A 23,590-nucleotide genomic window follows, 5' to 3' on the forward strand; every position below is an offset into this window, starting at 1 on the left:
ATTCAATAAGTACGGTTTTTCCGCAATAATTTAAAATAAATATAATTTATATTTGTACCATAGATTGTAGATAACCAGTTTTATTATAAATTACAATTTTTGTTATGGTATTTACAAACACCCAAATTTATTGAACTTATAAGCCTAAATATGAAGATATTTAGGCTTTTTTTCTTTTAAAAACACATTTTAAGAGATTTAGAAATAGGCTTTTAGCTGAATATTTCCAGTATGTATAGTATTACTAGTTGCAGTTTTTCTTCCAAAATACGAGAGGTTTAAATCTAAGAATTTTGTTATTTTTTTCTGAACTAATAACGACCAAGTAAAGTTTTTTCCAGCTTGTAATCCTTCGAGCATCTCATAAGCTACAGGAGTATTTGAATCTCCAGAATATAAATTTGAAAAATAATTAAACTCGCCACTAATAGCAGATTGTTGAACATTAGATATGGAAAATGAAGTCCCATATTTTTGTTGTTTTAAAGTTTCAAAACTATCTATAGTGTTCTCTTTAGAGGTGTATTGATAAAACACTTCAAACCGAGTATTTTCATTTAATAAATACGTCAATTTCGGGTTAAATACAGACTCGTCAATATTATAATTTTTGCTTACATAATTTTCGCTGATACTTTCTGTATTGCTTAAGCTACTTAAATATGTAACTAACCAATTTTGGGCAAATTTATGATTGAAGTTTAATTGATGACTTTTAATATTATTTGCGGTATAACCAATTGTAGAAATTGTTTTAACCTTATTCTTTAAATAAGTGTAAGATGTTGTGTAATGTTGTTTACCGCGATTAAATGTTAATACATTACGTAGGTTTAATTGTAGTCCTAATTGTTGCTCATCATCCGATTTAAATGGGTTAATCTGAAAGTTATTGCCGTTGCGTTCAGTTTTACTATCTATTAAATAAGCTGTTTGATTATAAAATTTAGAGAGAATAGTCTTAGATTTATGATCTGAATTTACCCATTGTTGCGGATTTAATGTAAGGGTTTGACTAAATCTGTTTTGGTGTGTTTTTAAGTAAACTTGGTTAGGTAGCAATACCCGTAAATATTTACCTTCATCCTGAAATTGGGCAATTTCAAACTCTTCTAATTCCTGAATTCCATTTTCGTTATAATCAATCCAAGTGTAAGATCCTTGTCCTGCTTCTACTTCTACATACGTAAATTCTTGCTCAGCCAAAGTTCCTGAATTGGTTTCAAAAACAGTATTCCATTGAATCATTTGCTTGAAAAATCCTTGACTATAAATTAATCGGGAGTTTAAAGAGTTTTCATTATCATCGTCTACATTATCTAAAGTTCTATAATTTACATAGAGCGATAAATTGGTATTTGCATTTTGGATTAACCTAGAGTCTAAATAAATTGTTTTTGAAGTGTTTACATGTTGTAAGTTGTTGTTTCTAATACTGTCGTTTACACGATGTTTAAAACCTACTTCTGCAAATAAATTTAAACTGTCACCAATGCCTGTAAAAACTTCATAGCTTTTAAATTTCTGGCTATCTTCTAAATAAGAATCTGTGGTTATGTCTTTTTGCTGATTATCTTCGGTAGCCAATTTTGTTCCAACCCAAGCGTTATTAAAACTATAAGTTGCGGTGTTAGACGAGCGTAAAAATGTTGAGGTTTCTGTGTCTGATTTAGAATTTAAATAACTAGAATTTGTATAAAATAGAAATCTATTTAATTTTAAGAGACCACTAGCAACATGTCTGTTCCCGTTAAAATTTTCATGATAACTTAAATGTTCAAATTGATATTTAAACGTGAGAACTTCAGGTTTTTTAAGTTCCAACCCGCCAATTAATAAATTCTGATTTCCGGACGTGGTTTCTATATTCCAATCCCTATCAAACTCAGCATTGTAAAGGGTTTCTATCGTTTCAAAATTATCTTCTATATAATCAAAGTCTGCATATGCATCTAAATTCCAACGGTCCGTTTGCTGTATTATATTCTGGGTAAATTTTAATTTTCCAGCAAAGCCATTATTATCCTCATCGTCTAAATCAGAAAACAAGTTTAAGTCGTTAATACTACCAGCGCCCTCAAAATAAATATTTGTTTTGGAAGTCGGTTTATACGTTCCGTTTACTACTGCTAGTTGTAATTTAGAAGGGGCCACTAACTGTGTTATTGGTGCATAGTTGCCTTGAGAGATACCGTTAATTGGAGATATATATTCATAAATATCATTAATGGCATTGATACTGCTTAAAACGTAATCGCCAAGATTATCGCCTACATTACTAAAGGTAACGCTGTAAAGCTCGTCTTCTGGATTGTTAGAAAATACATAAATTACCGTTCCGTTTAAAGTTTCTTTTTTATATAAAATTCTATTTTCGCTATAGGTTTCTGCAGTTTCTGAGGAGACAATCATTTTAGTTGTGTCATCTCCTGCTTCAGATAAAATCTGGACCTGATCGGTTGATAAATTTTGTTGTACCGGATTGTTTTTAGAATCACTTTCAAAATAAACAGAAGCACCAATGTTAAACTTTTCAGTGCTGTAACGGCCACCTCCATAGCCAATAATTCTAGAATAATTAAGTTCACTGTATTGAAAATCTACAGTAACACGCATTTCTGATGTTACTGGAAAAGTAGAGTTAAAAATAATTTCTCCGGCGTTATAATCTATAATGTAGTCGTTATTTTCACCCCGTTCTAAAGCAATTCCATTTACATATACGGTTTCGCTACCAGAGACTATAAGCACATAGAGCTCGTCATTAGGACCGTTTAATTTGTAAGGCCCTTGATTTCCTTCTTCGGCAGTAAAAGTACTTCGTGTAAACTGTCCGCGTACAACTGCTCCCGCTGCAAAAATATCTGTTTTGGCATGCTCATGATTTAATGTAGCGTTTAATGATAATCCCTGTACACGCTTACTAAAATTAGCATAATAGGTTTTTGTGTTTTCTAGGTCTACATCTCCGGCACGAATGTTCCAAGTATTGCTAAAAATTTCAATGAATACTTGATCAAATTCATCTAATCGTTGTGAGTATCCACTTTCTTGTAACGGAATATTTGCATCTTGTATAGAGGCTCTTAAAGAAATTTTTTCATTCAATTTCCCTGTAATTTGTAGGTCTAATTCGCTGTTTAAAACCGAGTTTTGGTTGTTACCAACTGTAACACCACGCGAGATACTTCCCGATGTAGATAGTCCGTCAAATGGAATATAACTTGATGTGCTTTTGGGTTGGGAAAGCTTATATAATTTTTGTTGATTATTTACGTTATCTAATATAATGCTTTCGTCTAGCTGTCTATACGTTTTTGTTATAAAATCAGGGAATTTTAAATACGATATTTGAATAGAATCTGCATGTATTGGTTTTTTGAATGTTAATAATGCTTTTGGAAAATTTATAGTATACAAACTTGTGTCTATAACCGTGTTTGCAGTTGTTTTTAGTGTAAACCAACTGGGGTTTATACTTACACTATCTATTAAAATACTATCTGAAACAGCCATCTTTTTTGTTCTGTAATTAGATAGCGGCTCTTGTGAAAAAACACAAAGGCTGCTACAAAAAAATAGTAAGGCGATTATAAATTTCATCTAGTAACATAACAACATAAGCTCTAAAGTATAATTAGAGTAAAATGTGTTAAAAGGTCTTTAAATTAATAGTGTAAAAGTAACGCATTATTTATTTTAGCTGAAATTCTAGAATAAATAAGCGCACCAGATTTAATTAACGCAAATTGCTTGTAAATATTGAGACGTGGTGCATTAAAAAAACAAATATGAAGATAATTTCTTACAACGTTAATGGTATTCGTGCCGCCCTTAAAAAGGGATTCTTAGATTGGTTAAAAAGTGCAGATCCAGATGTTATTTGTTTGCAAGAAATTAAAGCTAATGAAGATCAATTAGATTTAGATATTTTTACAGAAGCGGGTTACCCGTATACTTATTGGTATAGTGCGCAAAAGAAAGGGTATAGTGGCGTTGCTATTTTAAGTAAAATCAAACCAAACCATGTAGAATATGGCACGGGAATTGATTCTATGGATTTTGAAGGGCGTAATATTAGAGCCGATTTTGACGATGTGTCTGTAATGAGTTTATACTTGCCTTCTGGAACTAATTTAGCGCGTTTAGAGCATAAATTTGAATATATGAGTTTGTTTCAGGATTACATTACAGCCTTGAAACAAGATTTGCCAAATTTAGTGATTTGCGGCGATTACAATATTTGTCATGAGGCTATAGATATTCATGATCCTGTAAGAAATAAAAATGTGTCTGGTTTTTTACCCGTAGAGCGTGAGTGGATTGGTACATTTATGGATAGTGGGTTTATTGACTCGTTTCGATATTTTAACAAAGAGCCTCACCATTACAGTTGGTGGAGTTATAGAGCAAATGCAAGAAATAATAATAAAGGATGGCGTATAGATTATTGTTTAGTAGCAATTCCGTTAGAAAGTCGTTTAAAGCGTGCCGTAATTTTACCCGAAGCAAAACATAGTGATCATTGCCCAATTTTGGTCGATATCGCATAACAAACAAAGTAACTCAATATTTTATTTATATGAATTTTAAAGTAGTTTTTTCAGCATTACTTATAGTTATAGCAACCTCTTGCGTTGCTCCAGGAGTGTATAAAGATTTAGAGGCTAGGCATAATACATTAAAGGAAGAAAATAAATCTTTAATGGATGAAAATGCAGATATGTCTGCTAAAATTTCGCAATTAGAGACCGAGTTAAGTGCATTAAAGAAAGATTATGAAGATACTTCGGCTAAACGTGATAAATTAGAAAACGACTATAATGCTTTAAAATCCAATTACGATAATTTACAAACCTCTTATGATGCTTTAGAGAAAAATAGTTCGGCATCTATAGCTAAAAATGTTCAGCAAAATAGAGAATTATTAGCGCAATTAGAAGCTAAAGAACAAGCACTTGCAGCAGAAAACACAAGATTAGAAGAGTTAAAGAAAGAATTACAATCACGATCACAACGTGTAGCAGAATTAGAACGTGTTATCGCTCAAAAAGATGCGAGCATGCATGCTTTAAAAGATGCTATTTCTAGAGCTTTAACAGATTTTGAAGGCAAAGGTTTAACTGTAGAGCAACGCAATGGTAAGGTATATATATCTATGGAAAACAAATTGTTGTTTGGTTCTGGAAGCTGGGCTGTTGGAACGGAGGGACGAAGAGCCGTTAATCAATTAGGTACAGTTCTGTCTGAAAATCCAGATATTGCGGTATTAATTGAAGGGCATACAGATAATGTACCTTATAAAGGTAGTGGACAATTATCTGGAAACTGGGATTTATCTACTAAACGTGCTACAGCGATAGTAAATATTTTAAGAGAAAATAGTGCCATCAATCCAGAAAATTTAACTGCAGCTGGGCGTGGTGAATTTGCGCCAATTGCTTCAAACTCAACCGCCGAGGGACGTGCAAAAAACCGCAGAATTGAAGTGATTTTAACACCTAAATTAGATGAAATATCTAAGCTTTTAAACGAGATTTAATACATTAAACCACATATTATAACCGCTAATTATATTTAGTAATTTTATAAAAACTAGATATATTTAGCGGTTCTTTTTTTCTATAACGAAAAAATTAATTTTAACTTAGTAGCATAAGTTAATTCTACAGTTTTAAGGCGTATGAAGCATTTGTTTTGGGTTGTTTGTTTAGTAGTACTTGCAAGTTGTAATTCTAAAACTAAACAATCAGATTATGTTGCTATAGAAGATTTTAAATCACAACATAGGGACGGTTTTGTAGGAGACTCTCAATGTATGTCTTGCCATAAAGGTGTATATGAAGATTGGAAAGGGTCCGATCACGATTTAGCTATGCAAGTAGCTAATGACTCTACAATCTTAGGAGATTTTAATAATGTAAAAACTATTATTGATGGGGTGTCTTATCATTTTACAAAGTCTGATGATGGTAAGTTCATGGTACATGTCAAAGAAATAGATGGAAGTGAAGTAGATTACGAAATTTCTTATGCTTTTGGAGTACGACCATTACAACAATATTTAATTGATTTTGATAAAGGGAGAAAACAAGTTTTACGGGTAACTTGGGATTCTGAAAAACATAAATGGTTTCATCAATATAATGGCGATGAAATAGATCCGCACGATTGGTTACACTGGACTGAAACAGCACAGAATTGGAATACAATGTGTGCAGAATGTCACTCTACTAATTTAGAAAAAAATTACGATGTAGACACAGATGCATTTAATACAACCTATTCTGTTATTAATGTAAGTTGCGAGAGTTGCCACGGTCCTGCAGAGCAACATGTGTTTTGGGCAGAACATGTTCAGGATAGTATACATACGGAAAATACCTATATAATTCCAGGCAATTCTCAATTAAGTCAAATGAATATGTGTGCACCATGTCATGCTAGACGTGCTCGTTTAACTGAAAAAATGGTGCCAGGCACAGCGTTTGAAGATCAATATATGCTTCAAAATATTACTAATGATTTATATCATGGCGACGGACAAATTGAAGATGAAGATTATGTTTATGGTTCGTTTCTTCAAAGTAAAATGTATCACGATGGTGTTAAATGTTCAGATTGTCACGATCCACATACTTTAAAAGTTAAGTTTCAAGATAATAGATTGTGTTTACAATGTCACGCTCCTAGTTACGATAAACCTTCACATCATTTTCATGCTCAAGATACAGATGGAGCACAATGTATAAACTGTCACATGACGGGAGCTGTGTATATGGGGAACGATTTTAGACGTGATCATAGTTTTAGAGTGCCGCGTCCAGATCAAAGTGTAACGTATGGTACACCCAATGCATGTACTCAATGTCACCAAGATAAATCAGACCAATGGGCAGCAGATCAAGTTGTAGAATGGTATGGTCCAGAACGATCAGATCATTACTCAGACCATTTATTACTTAGTAATAAGCCTAATATTACAAGTGAAGAACGCTCTAGTTTAGATGCCTTTATTAATAACTTAAATTACCCAGCAATTGCCAGATCAACGGTTATTTCTAACTTAAATATTACAACAAGTAAGCAATATGAAGCCATTTTAAAAAGCTTAGACGATCCTTCTGCCATGGTGCGCTATAGTGCGTTACAAAAGTTTAGAACTATAAGTCCGCAAGATCGTGTATCTATAGCTTCTAAATACTTATCTGATACGACACGTTTGGTTAGAATAGGTGCTATGCAACTATTAACAGGGGTAGATGCACAAATTCTTACTGCAGTAAATCAGTCAGCATTAAGTAAAGCAAAACATGAATTAGAAACTATGTTGTTTACAAATGCAGATTTTTCTACAGGACGCTTACAGCTGGGAGATTATTATCTTCAAAATAATGACATAACAAATGCAATTAAAAATTACGAATTAGCTCTAAAAAAAGATAGTTTACTATTACCTGTATACTCTAATTTAGCTACCGCATATAGTTTACAAGGAGATTCAGCATCTGCATTAAATATTTTAAATATATGGATAGAGAAATCGCCTAAAGAGGGTAGAGCATATTATTTAAGAGCCCTTTTATATTTTGAATTACAGAATTACGATTTGGCTGTTTCAGACTTAAAAACAGCGATTAAGATAGATCCTAAAGATACTCGATCTATGTACAATTTATCTACCTATTATTATCAAAATAAAGCATTTTCAGCAGCCGAGAAATATATTAATATGGCTTTAAAATTACAGCCTGATAATCCAGATTATCAATATTTGTTGGCATTAATATATCGCGATCAAGGTAAGATGGAAGAGAGTGCTAAAATTATGCAGACTTTACAAGCTGCTGCTGCGAACCAAAATAATACTTAACAAGACAAACATGAAGTACACGACATTACCACATACAAATATTAAGGTGAGTAAAATTTGCTTAGGTACAATGACATTTGGAAATCAAAACACTGAAGAAGAAAGTTTTAAGCAAATGGATTATGCTGTAGAACACGGTGTTAATTTCTTTGATACTGCCGAAATGTATCCTGTACCCGCTCAAAAAGAAACCTATGCAGAAACAGAACGCATTATTGGAAAATGGTTGAAAAAGACAGGAAAACGGAATGATATCGTTTTGGGATCTAAAATTGCTGGTCCAGGTGATTATACTGCACATATTAGAACCAATGGATTCTCTCCAGAAGCCATAGAAGATGCTATAACACAAAGTTTGAAACGTTTGCAAACAGACTATTTAGACTTGTTTCAATTACATTGGCCAGAACGTCAATCTAATTTTTTTGGAACACGGGATTATAAACACAATCCTGACGATCCGTGGACAGATAATTTTAATGAAGTACTGCACAGTTTAGATAAAGCAATTAAAGCTGGAAAAATTAGAAATATTGGTATTTCTAATGAAAAGGCTTGGGGAGCTATGCGTTATATAGAAGAGTCTAAATACAACAACAAGCCTCGAATGGTAACTATACAAAATGCTTATTCTTTAATTAATAGGGGTTTTGAAAGTGATTTAGCCGAAATCTCTATGCGTGAAGGTTTAGGGTTATTGGCGTATTCGCCAATGGCCTTTGGGGTGTTATCTGGTAAATATGTAGAAGGATTGGCAGGAGCAGACTCTAGATTAAACCTTTTTCCACGTTTTTCTAGATACAGTAGTGTAAACTGTACTAAAGCAACTACCCAATATTTAAAAATAGCACAAGATTTTGATTTAAGTTTAGCTCAAATGTCGTTAGCTTTTGTAACGCAACAACCTTTTGTAACTAGTAATATTATTGGAGCGTCTAAATTAGAGCAGTTAAAAGAAAATATAGATAGTATTCATGTTAATTTAAGTGAAGAAATTATTGCTGAAATTAATAAAGTACATGAAGAGATTCCTAATCCAGCAACTTAATTATTATACGTTGACCATAGACTTTAATTTTAAAGTTGATTATTCTAAAATTTTTGTACAAAAAAAGCCTTACTTTATTTAAAGTAAGGCTTTTTTATTAGTTGATTTGATTACCATCTTTATCAAAAAAATGGTATTCTAAATATGTGTAAGCATCTCTGGGCATAATTTTTACCCATTTTTTGTGTTCAATAAACCATTTTGAACGTACTGATGGAAAGCCTTTTGTTAAAAAGGCTGCTATAAAAGGATGTGTGTTTAAAACCAACTTTTTATAGTCTTTTTTTAATAATCGCTCAAGTTCTTGAGTTATTTTTTGTACCAATATAATTGGTGCTTCAACTTCTTCGCCTTGTACTCCGTTAGGATTATCTTCACGGGTTTTTATGTTCATTTCTGGGCGAACACGTTGTCTTGTAATTTGTATCAATCCAAATTTACTTGGAGGTAATATTTTGTGTTTCGCTCTATCATCCTTCATTTCATCACGAAGGTAGTTGAAGAGCGTTTTTCTGTTTTCAGCATTGGTCATATCTATAAAATCGATAACAATAATGCCTCCCATATCGCGTAATCGAAGTTGTCTCGCTATTTCTTGGGCAGCAATCATATTTACTTCTAATGCTGTGTCTTCTTGAGAATTGGCCTTGTTAGAGCGATTACCACTGTTAACATCTATAACATGAAGGGCTTCGGTATGTTCTACTACCAAATAGGCACCCTTTGCCATAGAAACCGTTTTTCCAAACGACGTTTTGATTTGTCTTTCTACTCCAAATTTTTCAAATATAGGAACATTAGACTGATACAATTTTACAATAGATTCTTTATTAGGTGCGATAAGTTGCACATAATCTTTAATTTGGTGATAAAGTTCTTCATCATCTACTTGAATACTAGTAAAAGTGTCATTAAAAATATCTCGTAAAATAGACGAGGCTTTGTTTAATTCTCCTAATACTTTACTCGGGTGATGTGCTTTGTGTAGTTTTTTACACATTGCAGTCCAACGACCAAGTAAATTTTGTAAATCTTTATCTAATTCGGCAACTTTCTTGCCTTCTGCTACTGTACGTACAATAATACCAAACCCTAGGGGCGTAATACTTTTAACCAGTCGTTTTAATCGGTCTTTTTCGTCTTTGTCTTCAATTTTTTGAGAAATTGAAATGCGATCAGAAAAAGGAACTAATACAATATATCTACCAGCAATAGATAGCTCAGAGCTTATTCTTGGGCCTTTTGTAGATATTGGTTCTTTTACAATTTGTACAAGTAGGGATTGATTAGATTTTAGGACATCTACGATGCTTCCATTTTTATCAATCTCTTTTTCAAACGGGAAATCTTTTAAAAAGAAATCGTTTAGTTTACCTGTGCTTACACGTTTTGTGAATTTTAAAAGGGAAGGGAGTTTAGGACCTAGGTCGTGATAATGTAAAAAGGCGTCTTTTTCGTAGCCAACATTTACAAAGGCAGCATTTAGTCCAGGAACAGTTTTTCTTATTTTGGCGATAAACACGTCACCAACAGAAAAATTGTTACCTCCTTCGTCTTTATGTAATTCAATAAGTTTTCCATCTTTTAATAAGGCAAAATCAACATGTTGGGGACCAGATCTTACGATCAATTCTTTATCCATTTCGTTAATTTTTATCCATACTTTTAAGCATAAAGTTATAAGTTAAAAGCTAAAAAGTAGTGTACTAATTAGCGTTTAACTTATGCTTATAACCAAACTGTACAGATGGATTATACATTATTTTTTCACAGGATTTTAAGCTGTGGAGTCTCTATTTTGTTGCGTAAGGTATAGCGCATAGAAACTCATGTCAAAGAACAATTTAATTAAAAACCAAAAAAGTAGTTATAAAACTACTTTTTGGGATTATTTTTTCTTTTTGTGACGATTAGCGCGTCTACGTTTCTTGCGCTTATGCGTCGCTACCTTATGTCTTTTACGTTTCTTACCACTTGGCATAGATCTGTTTTTTTTTAGTTAATATTAAGTTTCTTGTTATTCTTTAACGTCTACATTAGTTTTTACACCTTCTACAAATACTTTTGCAGGTTTAAATGCAGGAATGTTGTGAGCCGGTATCTTGATAGTGGTATTTTTAGAAATATTTCTACCTGTTTTTTCAGCACGAGTTTTAATGATAAAACTACCAAATCCTCTTAAATATACATTATCGCCAGCTTCTAATGATGTCTTTACTTCTTCCATGAAAGTTTCTACAGTTGCCTGTACGTCACCTTTCTCGATTCCTAATTTCTCAGAAATTTTCGCTACTAAATCAGCCTTAGTCATTATTTATTATGTATTAAAGTTATCAATTAATTATAAAGGGATGCAAATATAGTCATTTAATATTCAATATTTCAAACCTAATTCATTAAAATTTAAGATTATAAACGATTATTTTTGTCGAACCTAATTTTTAGATATGTCTTTTAGTAAAACTTTAACAGATTGGTATTCAGTGAATAAGCGTCAACTCCCTTGGAGACAGACAACTAATCCTTATTATATATGGCTATCAGAAATTATTTTACAACAAACTCAGATTAAGCAAGGGTTACCATATTATGAAAATTTTGTTACGACATTTCCTACTGTTTTCGATCTAGCAAACGCAAATGAAGCAGAAGTTTTAAAACTTTGGCAAGGTTTAGGGTATTATTCGCGTGCTAGAAATCTTCATTTTGCAGCAAAATATGTTGTAAATGAATTAGATGGCGTATTTCCTGATACATATAAAGAGTTGTTAAAATTAAAAGGTGTTGGAGATTATACAGCCAGCGCTATAGCTTCTATTTGTTATAATGAAGTCACAGCCGTGGTAGATGGTAATGTATATAGAGTCTTATCGCGTTACTTTGGTATAGATACGCCTATAAACTCGTCTAAAGGGGATAAAGAGTTTAAGGCACTAGCTCAAGAATTAATAGATAAAAAAGATCCTGCAACCTTTAACCAGGCGGTTATGGAGTTTGGAGCTGTGCAATGTAAGCCCAAAAGCCCAGATTGTACAGTATGTCCATTTGTGTCTAGCTGTTATGCTTTTGGAAAACATGTGATTTCAGAATTGCCTGTAAAGATTAAGGCGGCTAAAGTTTCTAAAAAGTATTTTAATTTTTTAGTATTTTTAACTCCTAATCATACTACAGTATTAGAACAGCGACAGGGTAAAGGGATTTGGCAGAATTTATATCAATTTCCATTAATAGAGTCTAACAAACCATTAACCCAAAAGCAATTGGAGCTAGAGTTAAAGGATTTGGATATTATAAAAGAACAAACTTATGAGTTGTCCCTATATAATAAGGACGAGATTGTTCATAAATTATCTCATCAGCATTTATATACAAAATTTTGGATTGTAGATTTAGATAGCAACATTAAAGAAGGAACACCTATTGCAGCACTAGAAGATTTTCCTGTGCCTATTTTAATTGGAAATTTTATTGAAGCCTTTAATTTTTAGCCTCAGATGATTATATCTCATAATTTTTTTGTTAATTTTAAAAAAGTTGAACTACAAAGTGTAATTTTGCAGTTCATAAAACAATAAATTATGGCAGGTACGTTAAATAAAGTAATGCTTATAGGGCATTTAGGAGATGATGTTAAGATGCACTACTTTGAAGGCGGTGGTTGTGTTGGACGGTTTCCTCTTGCAACCAATGAAACCTATATGAGTAAGCAAACTAACGAACGTGTAACTAATACAGAATGGCATAATATTGTAGTGAGAAATAAAGGCGCAGAAATTTGTGAAAAGTATTTAAGTAAAGGCGATAAAATTTATGTTGAAGGACGTCTTAAAACTAGAAAATGGCAAGACGAATCTGGACAAGAGCGTTACGCTACAGAAATACAATGCACAGATTTTACCTTTTTAACAACTAAAAAAGAGAGTTTAGCAAATGCACAACACAGCTCGCAAGAAGCTAAACCTACAGAAACTAAACCTATAACAAATCAGAACTCGCCTAGTGCAGATGACGATTTACCGTTTTAATTGTTTAACTAAATTTATTCCAATTGGACCCTGACCCCTCGAGTTTATTAGCTCTAATTTCTACAATAAATATCCCATTAATAATGGGTATTGTACTTTTATGTGTTTTACTTATCTGTTCAGCACTTATTTCTGGCGCAGAAGTAGCCTTGTTTTCCCTTACAGTTACAGATATCGATGAAGGTGTAGAGCAAAATTCTAAAGCCATTCAAATTATTACTAAGCTTTTAGAACGTCCTAAAAAATTGCTAGCAACTATTCTTGTTGCTAATAATTTTATAAACATAGGTATTGTTATTCTCTTTGCTTATTTAGGTGATTTTGTATTTCACACCATTACCTCAGAAGTGCTACGCTTTATCCTAGAAGTAGTATTAGTAACATTTCTTATTCTTTTATTTGGAGAGATCTTACCTAAAGTATATGCTAGCAGAAATAAATTAAAATTTGCAACCTTTATGGCTGTGCCATTGCAAGTTATGGATGTGCTATTTTCGCCATTAAGTTTGCCTATGCGAAGTATTACTTTAAGTATTCATAATAAATTAGGGAAACAAAAATCTAATTTAAGTATCGATCAGTTATCTCAAGCTTTAGAGCTAACTAGCGAAGAAGATACTTCAAAAGAAGAACAAAAAATTTTACAAGGTATTGTGTCTTTTGGAAACACAGATACCAAGCAGGTTATGCGCCCGCGTATAGATATATTTGCTCTTAACGCCGATTTAAAATACACAGAGATTATTCCAGAAATAGTAGCAAATGGGTATTCTAGAATCCCAGTTTATGAAGATAATATAGATAACATAAAAGGGATTCTTTACGTTAAAGATTTGCTCCCTTATGTAGACAGAAAACAATTTGATTGGAAAAGCTTAATTCGCGAGCCCTTTTTTGTTCCAGAGAATAAGAAACTAGATGATTTAATGGGGGAATTTCAAGAGAAAAAAGTCCATTTAGCAGTTGTTGTAGATGAGTATGGTGGTACATCTGGATTAATTTCTTTAGAAGATATTATAGAAGAAATTGTAGGCGAAATTAGTGATGAGTTTGACGATGAAGATTTGGTCTATTCTAAATTAGACGATCGTAATTTTGTGTTTGAAGGCAAAACACCATTAAAAGATTTTTATAAGATTATTAAAATTGAAGATGATTCTAATTTTGAACAGAAAAAAGGTGAAGCAGAGACTATTGCAGGTTTTGTGTTAGAACATTCTGGAAATTTTCCGAAATTAGGAGCGAAAATTAATTTTGAAAACTATAAGTTTACAGTCGAAGCTTTAGATAAAAAACGCATTAAACGCGTAAAAGTTACCATCTTATAATATGTTAAAATACATTCAAAATACGCTTATTCTTTTATTCTTAATTTCTGTAATAGCATGTGCAGACGATCCTACACCAAAACCCAATGCATATTTAAGACTGAGTTATCCGGAAGCAAATTATGAAAAAGCTAATTTAGAAGTTCCTTTCACGTTTGATAAGAATAAATTAGCCTCTCAAGTTGGGGTTAAAAAAATGGGCGGCCAAGATAATTATGGTGTAAATATTGAATATTCTAACTTAAAAGGAACCATATTCTTAACGTATAAGAATATTAATGAAGACTCTAAACACTTAATGGAGTTTATTAAAGACGCACAAAACTTTACACAAAAGCATACTATAAAAGCCGACGAAATTGTTGAGCAAGTTTATATAAACGACGAGCGTAAAGTGTACGGAATGTTTTACGAAGTAGGAGGGAATGCCGCTTCTCAGTCTCAGTTTTATGTGACCGATAGTGTAAAACACTTTTTAACAGGGTCACTATATTTCTATGCTAAACCCAATTACGATTCTATTTTGCCGGCAGCAAAATATCTTGAGAAGGATATTAGGCAGATTATGGAATCTGTATCTTGGAAATAAAATCAGTTTTTATTTTTTATAAAATCAAAAGCATCTCGATCGAGATGCTTTTTTTATTCACTTAGTCTCTAGTTATGCTTATCTATAACGTTCTTTAAGTATCTTGATGAAAACATTCAAAATATAGTTTTGGTATTGTTGATGTTGGGTAGTTGTAAGATGACTAAATTCAAAATAATATAAAAGTAAAATTATTCGGTTAAGTGAATCATATAAACTTGTAGATATTATGGTATAGCTACTTTTTTTCTAATCATGCCTAATGAATCATTACAATTTAAATTATATTTATTATGCTTCAGCTATAAAAGAGGAGTTGATCAATATAATTTATTTCAAAAAAAATTATTAATTTAATGGAATGAAAAAACTAAAGAAAGAAGATATAAGTCAAGAGGTGTTTGATTTATATGACGACTACGCTCATAATAAAATTGAAAGACGCCAATTCTTAAAGAAACTCTCGCTCTACGCTGTGGGTGGTGTTACCCTGTCGTCTTTGCTTAGCTTTATTTCGCCTAATTATGTAGATACGCTTTTAGTCGCTAAAGATGACGAGCGATTAGATTCTAAATATATTACTTACAATTCGCCTAGAGGTGGAGGCGGAATTAAAGCTCTGCTCTCTAAACCTCAGTCAACTTCTGGGAAATTACCAGGAATAATTGTTGTTCATGAAAATCGTGGATTAAATCCTTATATAGAAGATGTTGGAAGACGTGCCGCTTTAGAAGGTTTTATTTCTATTGCTCCAGATGCATTGACGCCGTTAGGTGGCTATCCCGGAAACGACGACGACGGAAGAGCATTACAGAAAAAACGAGATAGAGATGAAATGCTTGAAGACTTTATAGCTGCGTTTACCTATTTAAAAAATCATAAAGATTGTACGGGTGAAATAGGGGTTGTAGGCTTTTGTTTTGGCGGATGGATCTCAAATATGATGGCTGTAAGAGTACCGGATTTAGGAGCAGCTGTGCCTTATTATGGAAGTCAGCCTACTGCCGAAGAAACCGCAGAAATTAACGCACCACTAATGTTGCATTATGCGGCATTAGATACTCGTGTAAATGCTGGTTGGCCAGATTATGAAGCGGCTTTGCAGGCTAATAATAAACATTATGAGGCCTTTGTGTATCCAGAAGTTAATCACGGTTTTCATAATAATACAACACCACGGTATGATGAAGCTGCAGCAACACTTTCATGGAATAGAACAATAGCTTTTTTTAAAGCACATTTAACGTAGTTAAATTGCATATAAATACTGTAATATTAAAGCATTTCGAAAGAGATGCTTTTTTTTGCTGATTACCAGTTTGTTGTGTTTTTTGTGTGCTTGAAAATAAGTATCTGTTTAAAGCTTCTGTTTTATTGTGGTTTAATCAAATTTATACATCAATTAAAACAAATTACTTAATACATTTTTAGTGATAATCCTCTATATTTAATAGTTGTCAATTTTTGATGATGAAAATTGTTTTTTATAGAATTCGCTTATGTGGTTACGTGTTAGTTGTGATTTTGCATTCGATGTAGAAAGTCCAACGCCTTTTATTGTAATGTTACGACCTCGTAGCGGTGCGGAGCAGTGGATTGAACGTGATGAATTTAAAATAGCTCCCAATATGTCTATTATTGAATTTACAGATGGCTACGGGAATCTGTGTCAAAGATTCGTTGCTCCAAAAGGAGAGTTAACTATTTATACGACTTCAGATGTAAAAACTTCCGAATTTGTTGATGTAAATTTTGGTGCGCCTTTTGTAGAAATACAACATTTGCCAAACGACGTCCTTTGTTATTTGCTGCCAAGTAGATACTGTGAGTCCGATCGCTTTAATGATTTGGCTAATACAATTACAGTTAATAAAATACCAGGGTATCAGCAAGTGCAGGCTATAGAAGATTGGTTACGCTATACAATTAGTTATATTCCAGGAAGTAGTGTTTATCCAACTTCGGCTATAGAAGTAAATCAGAAAGGGTCAGGAGTTTGCAGAGATTTAGCTCATTTAGGAATCGCATTATGCAGAAGTTTAAGTATTCCTGCGCGTATGGTGGTGGGGTATTTGCATAATTTAAAACCTATGGATATGCATGCGTGGTTTGAAGCTTATGTTGGTGGACGTTGGTATGTTTTTGATGCCACTCAAACAGGGGTAAAAGGAGGGTATGTGTCTGTGGGCTATGGGTTAGATGCTGCCGATGTCGCTATTTTTAATCAGTTTGGGCCAGTGGTTCATACATTAAAACAACATGTAACGGTAACGCAAATTAAAAATTAAAAAAGAGATATTTTATTACACGTCTAGTTAAATATAATGATGAGATAAAATGGCATGTAAAATATAAAAGCATCTCGAAAGAGATGCTTTTATATTAATTTATATCCTTGTTTAAGGGTTATGCTTTTTTAGTTGTGCAACATTCTTCTGTTCCATCTCCAGAACACAACATAGCAATACCTTTAGATTTTGTTTCGCAATCTCCATTACATTCACCTCCACAATTACCTTTGCAAGTCATTTTTTTAGAAGATTCTGCTTTATCTTTATCTGTGTTAGTCGTATTGAATTATTCAACTGTTTTCATGTCTTTTACAGTGTACATATCTCCTGCTTTGGCTACAGTTTCTTCTAGAGTTGTTGCGTTTACTTTTGCAACATCATATTCTACGCTTGCTAATTTAGTATCGAAATTTACCGTTGCAGATTTAATCCCGTCAAGTTTAGATAATTTGTTTTGTATTGTATTTGCGCATCCAATTTGGCACGTCATCCCTTCAATAGTGAATTCTGCTTTAGCATAGGTCGCATTAGGATCTATAGTTTTAGAAGCAGCTTCTTTTGGTGCTGCTATTTCAACGGTTTTTATTTCTGGTTCAGCAGTTTTGTTTTTACAAGAAAATGCTAAAACAGAAACTAATGCTAGGGTAAAAAGGAATTTAAAATGTTTCATGAGTTTGGAATGTTATAAGGTGAACAAATTTAGTAATTAATGTGATTTTTCATGTTAAAAGTTTCATTTTTGTAGACTTAGAAACAGTTTATGAGTGAAAATACTACAAAGTGGGTTTATCTATTTGTGTTATCATTAATATGGGGTAGTTCCTTTATATTAATGAAAAAAGCTCTTTTAGGGGTGTCGGCATTTCAGTTAGGTGCTTTAAGAACCATTTTTACAACTATTATATTGTTTACTGTGGGATTTAAACATGTGAAAACCATTGATAAAACGGCTTGGAAATGGATAGCATTATCTGGTGTTTTTGGATCGTTCCTTCCTGCTTTCTTGTTTGCTATTGCAGAGACAGAAATAGATAGTGCTATAGCATCTATTCTAAATTCTTTAGTGCCATTACAAACTGTTTTAGTTGGATTTGCTGTTTTTCAAATAGCTTCAACAAAACGGCAGGTTTTAGGTGTTGTTTTAGGGTTTTTAGGTACGGCATTGTTGGTAATGGAAGGCGCAGATTTAAATCCGCATCAAAACTATTTATATGCAGGTTTTATAGTTTTGGCAACCGTAATGTATGCGTTTAATGTAAATATTATAAAGCGGTATTTACAACATTTAAAACCGATAACTATTGCAACAGGAAATTATGTGGTAATAGTTATTCCTGCTTTAATAGTATTAGTATTAACTGGTTTTTTTAGAAGTTCAAGTTTGCAACATTCTGAGCTTAAAATGGCTTTACTATATGTATTTATTCTGTCTTTTTTCGGTACAGCCTTGGCTAAAGTGTTATTTAATAAGCTTATTAAAATAGCAACACCTGTATTTGCTTCATCTGTAACCTATGTTATGCCTATTGTTGCATTAACTTGGGGATTTCTTGATGGGGAAGGGTTTGTTGTGCTTCAGGGTTTGGCAGCTTTAATTATTTTATTGGGAGTATATTTTGCGAATAAAAAAGCATAAAAAAACCGAAGTGTTAACTTCGGTTTTAGTTGTGAATTTGTAATGTAAATTAATTAAAATCTTCATTAGTTACGCCTTCGTTTACTTTTATTTCTTTCACTATAAAATCGAATTTTTGTGGTCCCATAGTTTGAGATAATTTGTAAGGAAACTTAATGCCGTTTAAATCTTTGTAATCAGAATAAAATAAGGCTGCACTACCCATTGGAGTGGTTCTTTCGTCTTTTAATTTTAAACCAGATTCAACGCTGTAAAATACAGATAATTCTTCGCTAATTTTAATTTTATAAGCTTGTTCACCTTCTACATCTTCTATACCTTCTAAAGATACAGTGCTAGTTAGGTAATTAAGTTCAGGGAACGGTGCAGCTTCTGCAACAGATTTTAAGACTTCTTCTTCAGTCATTTCTTTTTTTTGTCCCTGCATAACAACATAACCTGTTTTATTGTTCATTACGGTTTTCATAACAGATTGCCCCATCATGGTAATGTTTTGAGAAAATTGGTTTTTAGCTGTTTTCTTAATTTCTAAATTCATCATCATTCCTGGTTGGTATTCAGCTTCAGAAATAATATTTATAGTGTTTACAGCGGTAAGTTTTTCTTGACCTCCAACGGCATTAATATAATCTTGTAATACAGTTTTTGCAGTTACGCCTTCTGGCAAAGCAATGTCGTATGTTGGTTTTTCTACAGGATTTGCAAATTTGTCGTAATAAGCAATAGGTACTCCTGTTTTTTCAAGATTTGTTAATACTTCACTACCTTTTCCAACAATAATTACACGTGCATTTTCAGGTTTAAAATATGTCTTAGCTGCATTTTGGATGTCTGCAGGAGTTAAGGCATTTATTTTCTCTAAATATGTTTCGTAAAAGTCTTTTGGTAAGTTGTTTAATTTTATATTTAGAGCGTATTCTGCAACGGTTTCAGGTTTTTCTAAGGCCATTACAAAATTTCCTACATATTTTGCTTTAGCACTTTCTAAATCTTTAACATCTACAGGTTGAGTTTTAATTCTGTTAATTTCGTTTAAAATTTCAACAGCGGCACTATCGGTTACAGCATTTCTTACACTAGCGCTGGCTTCAAAGCGCCCTGCATTATAACGACTTTCATTTAGTGAAGAATATGCACCATAAGTATAAGCGTGTTGTTCTCGAAGGTTTTTAAATAAATAACCTTCACCACCTCCACCTAATATATAGTTTGCTATTTTGGCGGCAAAGTAGTCTGCGTCTCCCTTTTCTAAATCTACAGTATTTGTGACTACTACATTGGATTGAACTGCGTTTGGAACATCAATAAAATCTATTTGAGTAGTAGTTACATTTGAAGTAATTGGGGGTGTAGCCGATTTAATTTCTGTACCTTTTTTCCATGCACCAAATTTTTTAGTGATGTCTTTTTTTATTGTTTTATAGTTTACATCTCCCACAACAACTAAATAGGCATTGTTAGGAATAAAGTATGTGTTATAGAAATTTTTAACATCTTGAAGCGTAATATTGTTTACAGTTTCTTCAGTAGTAAATTCTCCAAACGGATTATTTTTTCCATAAGATAAAGCATTGCCAACTCTAGCAGCAATAGCATCTACACTTTTTTCTTGAGATTTTAAACCTTCTATAAGTTGGTCTTTACTTTTCTGAAATTCTTCCTCTGTAAATAACGGATTTATAGCGGCATCTGCCATGAGTTCTAAAATACGGTTAGCGTATTTGCTTAATGATGATGCGTAGCCATTTTGAGCTCCAAATCCTAGGCTAGCACCTAAAAAGTCAATTTCGTCATTAAATTTATCTTTTGAGATCGAAGTGGTGCCATTTCCTAACATAGATGACAGTAAGCTAGAAACTCCTGCTTTGTTTCCCTCTGTTATAGGTTTGTTGTCCAATCTTAATGAATAGGTTACTTTAGGTAATTTGTGATTTTCTACAACTAACACTTTAATACCATTTTTTAGAGTGAATTCTTGAGGTGTTTCTAAAGTAATTTTTGGTGCAGGTCCTGATTCGGGTTGTTTGGATCTGTCTATTTGAGCATGAACGCTAACAGACATTAAAAACAATACGATTAATACTGATATTTTTGTTTTCATTTTTTCTGAACGTTTTGTTATTATTGCTTTTTGTCTTCTGGTAAATATTCTAATAATAACCTTTGGTTAGGATTTAAGTACTTTTTAGCAACGGCTTGGATATCTTCTCTTGTTATTGATCTGTAAATGTTAATTTCATTATTTATTAAATTTACATCGTCGTAAAGTAAGTAATATGTGGCTAAAGAATTTGCTATACCTTCTACACTTGAATTAGAATTTACAAATTGATTTTCAAATTGATTAAGTAGTTTTTGGTAATCTCGTTCTGAAATTAAATTGTTTTGAATTTTTACAATCTCTTCATCAATTTCTTTTGTTAAAGCTTCTAATGTAGTTTCGCCTAAAGGTAATCCAAAAACAATATAAGCACTGTAATCTTCTTGACTAATATTCATGGCTCCTACTTGTAATGCCATTTTCTTTTCGTCTACTAATTTTTTATATAATTTAGACGATTTACCTCCACTTAAATATTGAGATATCATATTTAATACATATGAGTCTTTGTCTTTATAAGAAGGTGTTCTGTAAGCTTCAATAATGGCTGGAATCTGAATGTTGCTATCGTAGGCTTTAGCTTTAATTTCTTTAGTGATAGGGGCTTCTTTTGCCAGATTTCTAACAATAGGTGTGCCTTTTGGAATTGGACCAAAGTAATCTTTGATCATTTTTTTAACTTCCGTTTTATTAATATCTCCAGCGACTATTAGTACGGCATTATTAGGAATATAGAATTTTTTGTTAAATGCCTGAAACTCTTCTAGGGTGGCAGCATCTAAATGTTCCATTTTTCCAATGGTAGTCCAGCGGTAAGGGTGATTTTTAAACAGATTAACTTTAACTTGTTCTAGAAATTTCCCGTAAGGCTGATTGTCTACTCGCATACGTTTTTCTTCTTTAACAACTTCATTTTGTGTGTCTACACCAATTTGATTAATAACAGGGTGCATTAATCGTTCAGATTCTAACCATAAACCAAGTTCTACTTTGTTTGAAGGGAATACTTCATAGTAGTAAGTTCTATCATCTGTGGTGTTAGCATTAAATTTTCCGCCGTTTGCAGGAATAATTTTCATGAATTCTCCACGCTCTATATTTTCAGTACCTTCAAACAATAAGTGTTCAAAAAAATGAGCAAATCCAGTTCGATCTGGGTTTTCGTCTTTGGCTCCTACGTGATACATTACCGATGTGGTTACCACTGGAGCAGTATTGTCTTGGTGTAAGATAACATGTAGTCCGTTGTCTAAATCGTATTCTTCAAATTCAACTTTTTGTGCAGTAGCTAAATGGCCTACGAGCAACAAAGAAGCTAAAGAAAATAAGCATTTTTTCATTGTAAGTTGGTGTTTTAGTTGTTTTCTGATTTATAAATATGTCTAATAGCTGTTAAGATCATTACATAAATTACGAAAATAAACAATGATAAATGATTTAGAGGTAAATGTTTTAAAAAAAAAGGAAATATAAGTTTATCTTTTTGATACTGTTTTTGTTTAGAGTTTAGTTCTAGAAGCTTGTAAGCTTGTTTTTTTATTTTTATAAAAGTCTGTAACAGTATTAAAATGTAAATAATGTAGATTGAGTATTAGTGAAAAGAAATAAATTTATTTCAAATCGCATAAAAGGTTTGTAGATTAATTAATTAGATGTATATTTGCACTCATTTTTGAATAAAATTTAATAATTAAAACGTTACGCTATGTACGCAATTGTAGAGATAGCAGGGCAACAATTTAAAGTTGAAAAAGACCAAAAAGTGTTTGTTCACCGTTTAGCTTCTGAAGAAGGAGATGCAGTATCTTTTGATAATGTACTTCTTATAGGAGATGGTGACAATGTAACTTTAGGCGCCCCAGCTATAGACGGAGCACAAGTAAGTGCAAAAGTCTTAAAACACCTTCAAGGTGATAAAGTTATTGTTTTCAAGAAAAAGAGACGTAAAGGATACCGTGTTAAAAACGGACACCGTCAAGCTCTTACTGAAATCGTAATTGAAAGCATTGCTGCTTCTGGAGCTAAAAAAGCTGCACCAGCAAAAAAAGCTAAAAAAGCAACTGCTACTAAGGCAGATGATTTAAAGAAAATCGAAGGTGCTGGACCTAAAGCTGCTGAAGCTTTAGTAAACGCAGGAATCGATACTTTCGCTAAAGTTGCTAATACTCCTGCTGAGAAATTAAGCGAAGTATTAACGGCTGCAAGCTCAAGATTATCTCACATCGTTACAGAAACTTGGCCAAAACAAGCCCAGTTAGCTGCAGATGGTAAATGGGATGAATTAAAAGAGTTACAAGACAGATTAGACGGTGGAATTGAAAAATAATTTTTTCAAATTCATTATTATTAACAATATAAAACCTTAAGACAATGGCTCATAAAAAAGGGGTAGGTAGTTCTAAAAACGGTAGAGAATCAGAATCAAAACGCTTAGGTGTTAAGATTTTTGGTGGTCAAGCTGCAATTGCTGGAAATATCATCATAAGACAAAGAGGTAATACACATCACGCAGGTGAAAATGTATACGCTGGTAAAGACCACACATTACACGCTAAAGTTGATGGTGTTGTGAAATTTACAAAGAAAAAAGACAACAAGTCTTACGTTTCTATAGTGCCTTTCGAGGCTTAAGAAATCGTTTCTTAACACTATAAAGTCCTTGCAATTTTTTGTAAGGACTTTTTGTGTTGGAGTAAACT

At 32.6% G+C, this 23,590-nt stretch carries 20 protein-coding genes; 13 read left to right on the forward strand and 7 right to left on the reverse strand.

The annotated features are described in order from the left end of the window. Positions 1-198 precede the first annotated feature (198 nt). The gene (locus tag FNB79_RS05565) at positions 199-3,603 is read right to left on the reverse strand and encodes a hypothetical protein (protein ID WP_143380369.1); all 3,405 of its coding nucleotides are present in this window, start codon (positions 3,601-3,603) and stop codon (positions 199-201) included. A gap of 188 nt (positions 3,604-3,791) precedes the next feature. Here FNB79_RS05565 and FNB79_RS05570 point away from each other — a divergent pair, with 188 nt between their 5' ends. From FNB79_RS05570 to FNB79_RS05585, 4 genes are all read left to right on the forward strand, one after another. Beyond that, positions 3,792-4,553: an exodeoxyribonuclease III gene (locus FNB79_RS05570; protein ID WP_143380370.1), complete on the forward strand. Its 762-nt coding sequence runs from the start codon at positions 3,792-3,794 to the stop codon at positions 4,551-4,553. Between the two features lie 29 nt (positions 4,554-4,582). After that, positions 4,583-5,542: an OmpA/MotB family protein gene (locus FNB79_RS05575; protein WP_143380371.1), complete on the forward strand. Its 960-nt coding sequence runs from the start codon at positions 4,583-4,585 to the stop codon at positions 5,540-5,542. A 141-nt stretch (positions 5,543-5,683) separates the two neighbouring features. Then, positions 5,684-7,873: a tetratricopeptide repeat protein gene (locus FNB79_RS05580; protein ID WP_143380372.1), complete on the forward strand. Its 2,190-nt coding sequence runs from the start codon at positions 5,684-5,686 to the stop codon at positions 7,871-7,873. A 10-nt stretch (positions 7,874-7,883) separates the two neighbouring features. Then, positions 7,884-8,921: an aldo/keto reductase gene (locus FNB79_RS05585; RefSeq protein WP_143380373.1), complete on the forward strand. Its 1,038-nt coding sequence runs from the start codon at positions 7,884-7,886 to the stop codon at positions 8,919-8,921. 97 nt (positions 8,922-9,018) lie between these two features. Here FNB79_RS05585 and FNB79_RS05590 read toward each other — a convergent pair whose 3' ends face one another. Further along, entirely contained in the window at positions 9,019-10,563 is a 1,545-nt protein-coding gene (locus tag FNB79_RS05590) for an Rne/Rng family ribonuclease (protein ID WP_143380374.1), read from the reverse strand. Positions 10,564-10,938: 375 nt separating this feature from the next. Next, positions 10,939-11,232, reverse strand: a complete 294-nt coding sequence (locus tag FNB79_RS05595; protein WP_038532346.1) for an HU family DNA-binding protein — start codon at positions 11,230-11,232, stop codon at positions 10,939-10,941. 136 nt (positions 11,233-11,368) lie between these two features. Between FNB79_RS05595 and mutY the strand changes: the two genes are divergently transcribed. The 6 genes from mutY (at position 11,369) to FNB79_RS05625 (ending at position 17,151) form a co-directional block, all read left to right on the forward strand. Next, positions 11,369-12,409 carry an A/G-specific adenine glycosylase gene (gene mutY / locus FNB79_RS05600; RefSeq protein WP_143380375.1) on the forward strand — a complete coding sequence of 347 codons (1,041 nt, stop codon included), beginning with the start codon at positions 11,369-11,371 and terminating at the stop codon, positions 12,407-12,409. A 90-nt stretch (positions 12,410-12,499) separates the two neighbouring features. Continuing rightward, entirely contained in the window at positions 12,500-12,946 is a 447-nt protein-coding gene (locus tag FNB79_RS05605) for a single-stranded DNA-binding protein (protein ID WP_143380376.1), read from the forward strand. A gap of 23 nt (positions 12,947-12,969) precedes the next feature. Beyond that, on the forward strand, positions 12,970-14,274 hold the full coding sequence (locus FNB79_RS05610) for a gliding motility-associated protein GldE (RefSeq protein ID WP_143380377.1): 1,305 nt from the start codon (positions 12,970-12,972) through the stop codon (positions 14,272-14,274). 1 nt (position 14,275) lies between these two features. After that, on the forward strand, positions 14,276-14,863 hold the full coding sequence (gldD, locus tag FNB79_RS05615; protein ID WP_143380378.1) for a gliding motility lipoprotein GldD: 588 nt from the start codon (positions 14,276-14,278) through the stop codon (positions 14,861-14,863). A 361-nt stretch (positions 14,864-15,224) separates the two neighbouring features. Then, entirely contained in the window at positions 15,225-16,112 is an 888-nt protein-coding gene (locus FNB79_RS05620) for a dienelactone hydrolase family protein (RefSeq protein WP_143380379.1), read from the forward strand. 250 nt (positions 16,113-16,362) lie between these two features. After that, on the forward strand, positions 16,363-17,151 hold the full coding sequence (locus tag FNB79_RS05625; RefSeq protein ID WP_143380380.1) for a transglutaminase-like domain-containing protein: 789 nt from the start codon (positions 16,363-16,365) through the stop codon (positions 17,149-17,151). A 118-nt stretch (positions 17,152-17,269) separates the two neighbouring features. On the opposite strand, the gene FNB79_RS17435 is transcribed toward FNB79_RS05625, so the two are convergent. Together FNB79_RS17435 and FNB79_RS05630 are read right to left on the reverse strand one after the other, a co-directional pair. Further along, a complete protein-coding gene (locus tag FNB79_RS17435) occupies positions 17,270-17,392 on the reverse strand; it encodes a hypothetical protein (RefSeq protein ID WP_262711363.1) in 123 nt (40 codons plus the stop codon). Positions 17,393-17,440: 48 nt separating this feature from the next. Further along, positions 17,441-17,824, reverse strand: a complete 384-nt coding sequence (locus FNB79_RS05630; protein WP_143380381.1) for a heavy-metal-associated domain-containing protein — start codon at positions 17,822-17,824, stop codon at positions 17,441-17,443. A 90-nt stretch (positions 17,825-17,914) separates the two neighbouring features. Between FNB79_RS05630 and FNB79_RS05635 the strand changes: the two genes are divergently transcribed. Continuing rightward, the gene (locus FNB79_RS05635; RefSeq protein ID WP_143380382.1) at positions 17,915-18,790 is read left to right on the forward strand and encodes a DMT family transporter; all 876 of its coding nucleotides are present in this window, start codon (positions 17,915-17,917) and stop codon (positions 18,788-18,790) included. Positions 18,791-18,839: 49 nt separating this feature from the next. On the opposite strand, the gene FNB79_RS05640 is transcribed toward FNB79_RS05635, so the two are convergent. Continuing rightward, on the reverse strand, positions 18,840-20,891 hold the full coding sequence (locus FNB79_RS05640) for a M16 family metallopeptidase (RefSeq protein WP_143380383.1): 2,052 nt from the start codon (positions 20,889-20,891) through the stop codon (positions 18,840-18,842). 20 nt (positions 20,892-20,911) lie between these two features. Continuing rightward, a complete protein-coding gene (locus FNB79_RS05645; protein WP_143380384.1) occupies positions 20,912-22,231 on the reverse strand; it encodes a M16 family metallopeptidase in 1,320 nt (439 codons plus the stop codon). Positions 22,232-22,596: 365 nt separating this feature from the next. Here FNB79_RS05645 and rplU point away from each other — a divergent pair, with 365 nt between their 5' ends. Both rplU and rpmA read left to right on the forward strand, forming a co-directional pair. Continuing rightward, the gene (gene rplU / locus FNB79_RS05650) at positions 22,597-23,217 is read left to right on the forward strand and encodes a 50S ribosomal protein L21 (RefSeq protein WP_143380385.1); all 621 of its coding nucleotides are present in this window, start codon (positions 22,597-22,599) and stop codon (positions 23,215-23,217) included. Positions 23,218-23,261: 44 nt separating this feature from the next. Then, positions 23,262-23,522, forward strand: coding sequence for a 50S ribosomal protein L27 (gene rpmA / locus FNB79_RS05655; protein ID WP_143380386.1), 261 nt, complete (start codon positions 23,262-23,264; stop codon positions 23,520-23,522). Positions 23,523-23,590 lie beyond the last annotated feature (68 nt).

It is taken from the genome of Formosa sediminum (assembly GCF_007197735.1).
GTDB classification, from domain to species: Bacteria; Bacteroidota; Bacteroidia; order Flavobacteriales; family Flavobacteriaceae; genus Formosa; species Formosa sediminum.

Coding starts and splice junctions, on each gene's coding strand:
- FNB79_RS05565 (WP_143380369.1), bottom strand. CDS start 3,603: ATGAAATTTATAATCGCCTTACTATTTTTTTGTAGCAGCCTTTGTGTT.
- FNB79_RS05570 (WP_143380370.1), top strand. CDS start 3,792: ATGAAGATAATTTCTTACAACGTTAATGGTATTCGTGCCGCCCTTAAA.
- FNB79_RS05575 (WP_143380371.1), top strand. CDS start 4,583: ATGAATTTTAAAGTAGTTTTTTCAGCATTACTTATAGTTATAGCAACC.
- FNB79_RS05580 (WP_143380372.1), top strand. CDS start 5,684: ATGAAGCATTTGTTTTGGGTTGTTTGTTTAGTAGTACTTGCAAGTTGT.
- FNB79_RS05585 (WP_143380373.1), top strand. CDS start 7,884: ATGAAGTACACGACATTACCACATACAAATATTAAGGTGAGTAAAATT.
- FNB79_RS05590 (WP_143380374.1), bottom strand. CDS start 10,563: ATGGATAAAGAATTGATCGTAAGATCTGGTCCCCAACATGTTGATTTT.
- FNB79_RS05595 (WP_038532346.1), bottom strand. CDS start 11,232: ATGACTAAGGCTGATTTAGTAGCGAAAATTTCTGAGAAATTAGGAATC.
- mutY (WP_143380375.1), top strand. CDS start 11,369: ATGTCTTTTAGTAAAACTTTAACAGATTGGTATTCAGTGAATAAGCGT.
- FNB79_RS05605 (WP_143380376.1), top strand. CDS start 12,500: ATGGCAGGTACGTTAAATAAAGTAATGCTTATAGGGCATTTAGGAGAT.
- gldD (WP_143380378.1), top strand. CDS start 14,276: ATGTTAAAATACATTCAAAATACGCTTATTCTTTTATTCTTAATTTCT.
- FNB79_RS05620 (WP_143380379.1), top strand. CDS start 15,225: ATGAAAAAACTAAAGAAAGAAGATATAAGTCAAGAGGTGTTTGATTTA.
- FNB79_RS05625 (WP_143380380.1), top strand. CDS start 16,363: ATGTGGTTACGTGTTAGTTGTGATTTTGCATTCGATGTAGAAAGTCCA.
- FNB79_RS17435 (WP_262711363.1), bottom strand. CDS start 17,392: ATGACTTGCAAAGGTAATTGTGGAGGTGAATGTAATGGAGATTGCGAA.
- FNB79_RS05630 (WP_143380381.1), bottom strand. CDS start 17,824: ATGAAACATTTTAAATTCCTTTTTACCCTAGCATTAGTTTCTGTTTTA.
- FNB79_RS05635 (WP_143380382.1), top strand. CDS start 17,915: ATGAGTGAAAATACTACAAAGTGGGTTTATCTATTTGTGTTATCATTA.
- FNB79_RS05640 (WP_143380383.1), bottom strand. CDS start 20,891: ATGAAAACAAAAATATCAGTATTAATCGTATTGTTTTTAATGTCTGTT.
- FNB79_RS05645 (WP_143380384.1), bottom strand. CDS start 22,231: ATGAAAAAATGCTTATTTTCTTTAGCTTCTTTGTTGCTCGTAGGCCAT.
- rplU (WP_143380385.1), top strand. CDS start 22,597: ATGTACGCAATTGTAGAGATAGCAGGGCAACAATTTAAAGTTGAAAAA.
- rpmA (WP_143380386.1), top strand. CDS start 23,262: ATGGCTCATAAAAAAGGGGTAGGTAGTTCTAAAAACGGTAGAGAATCA.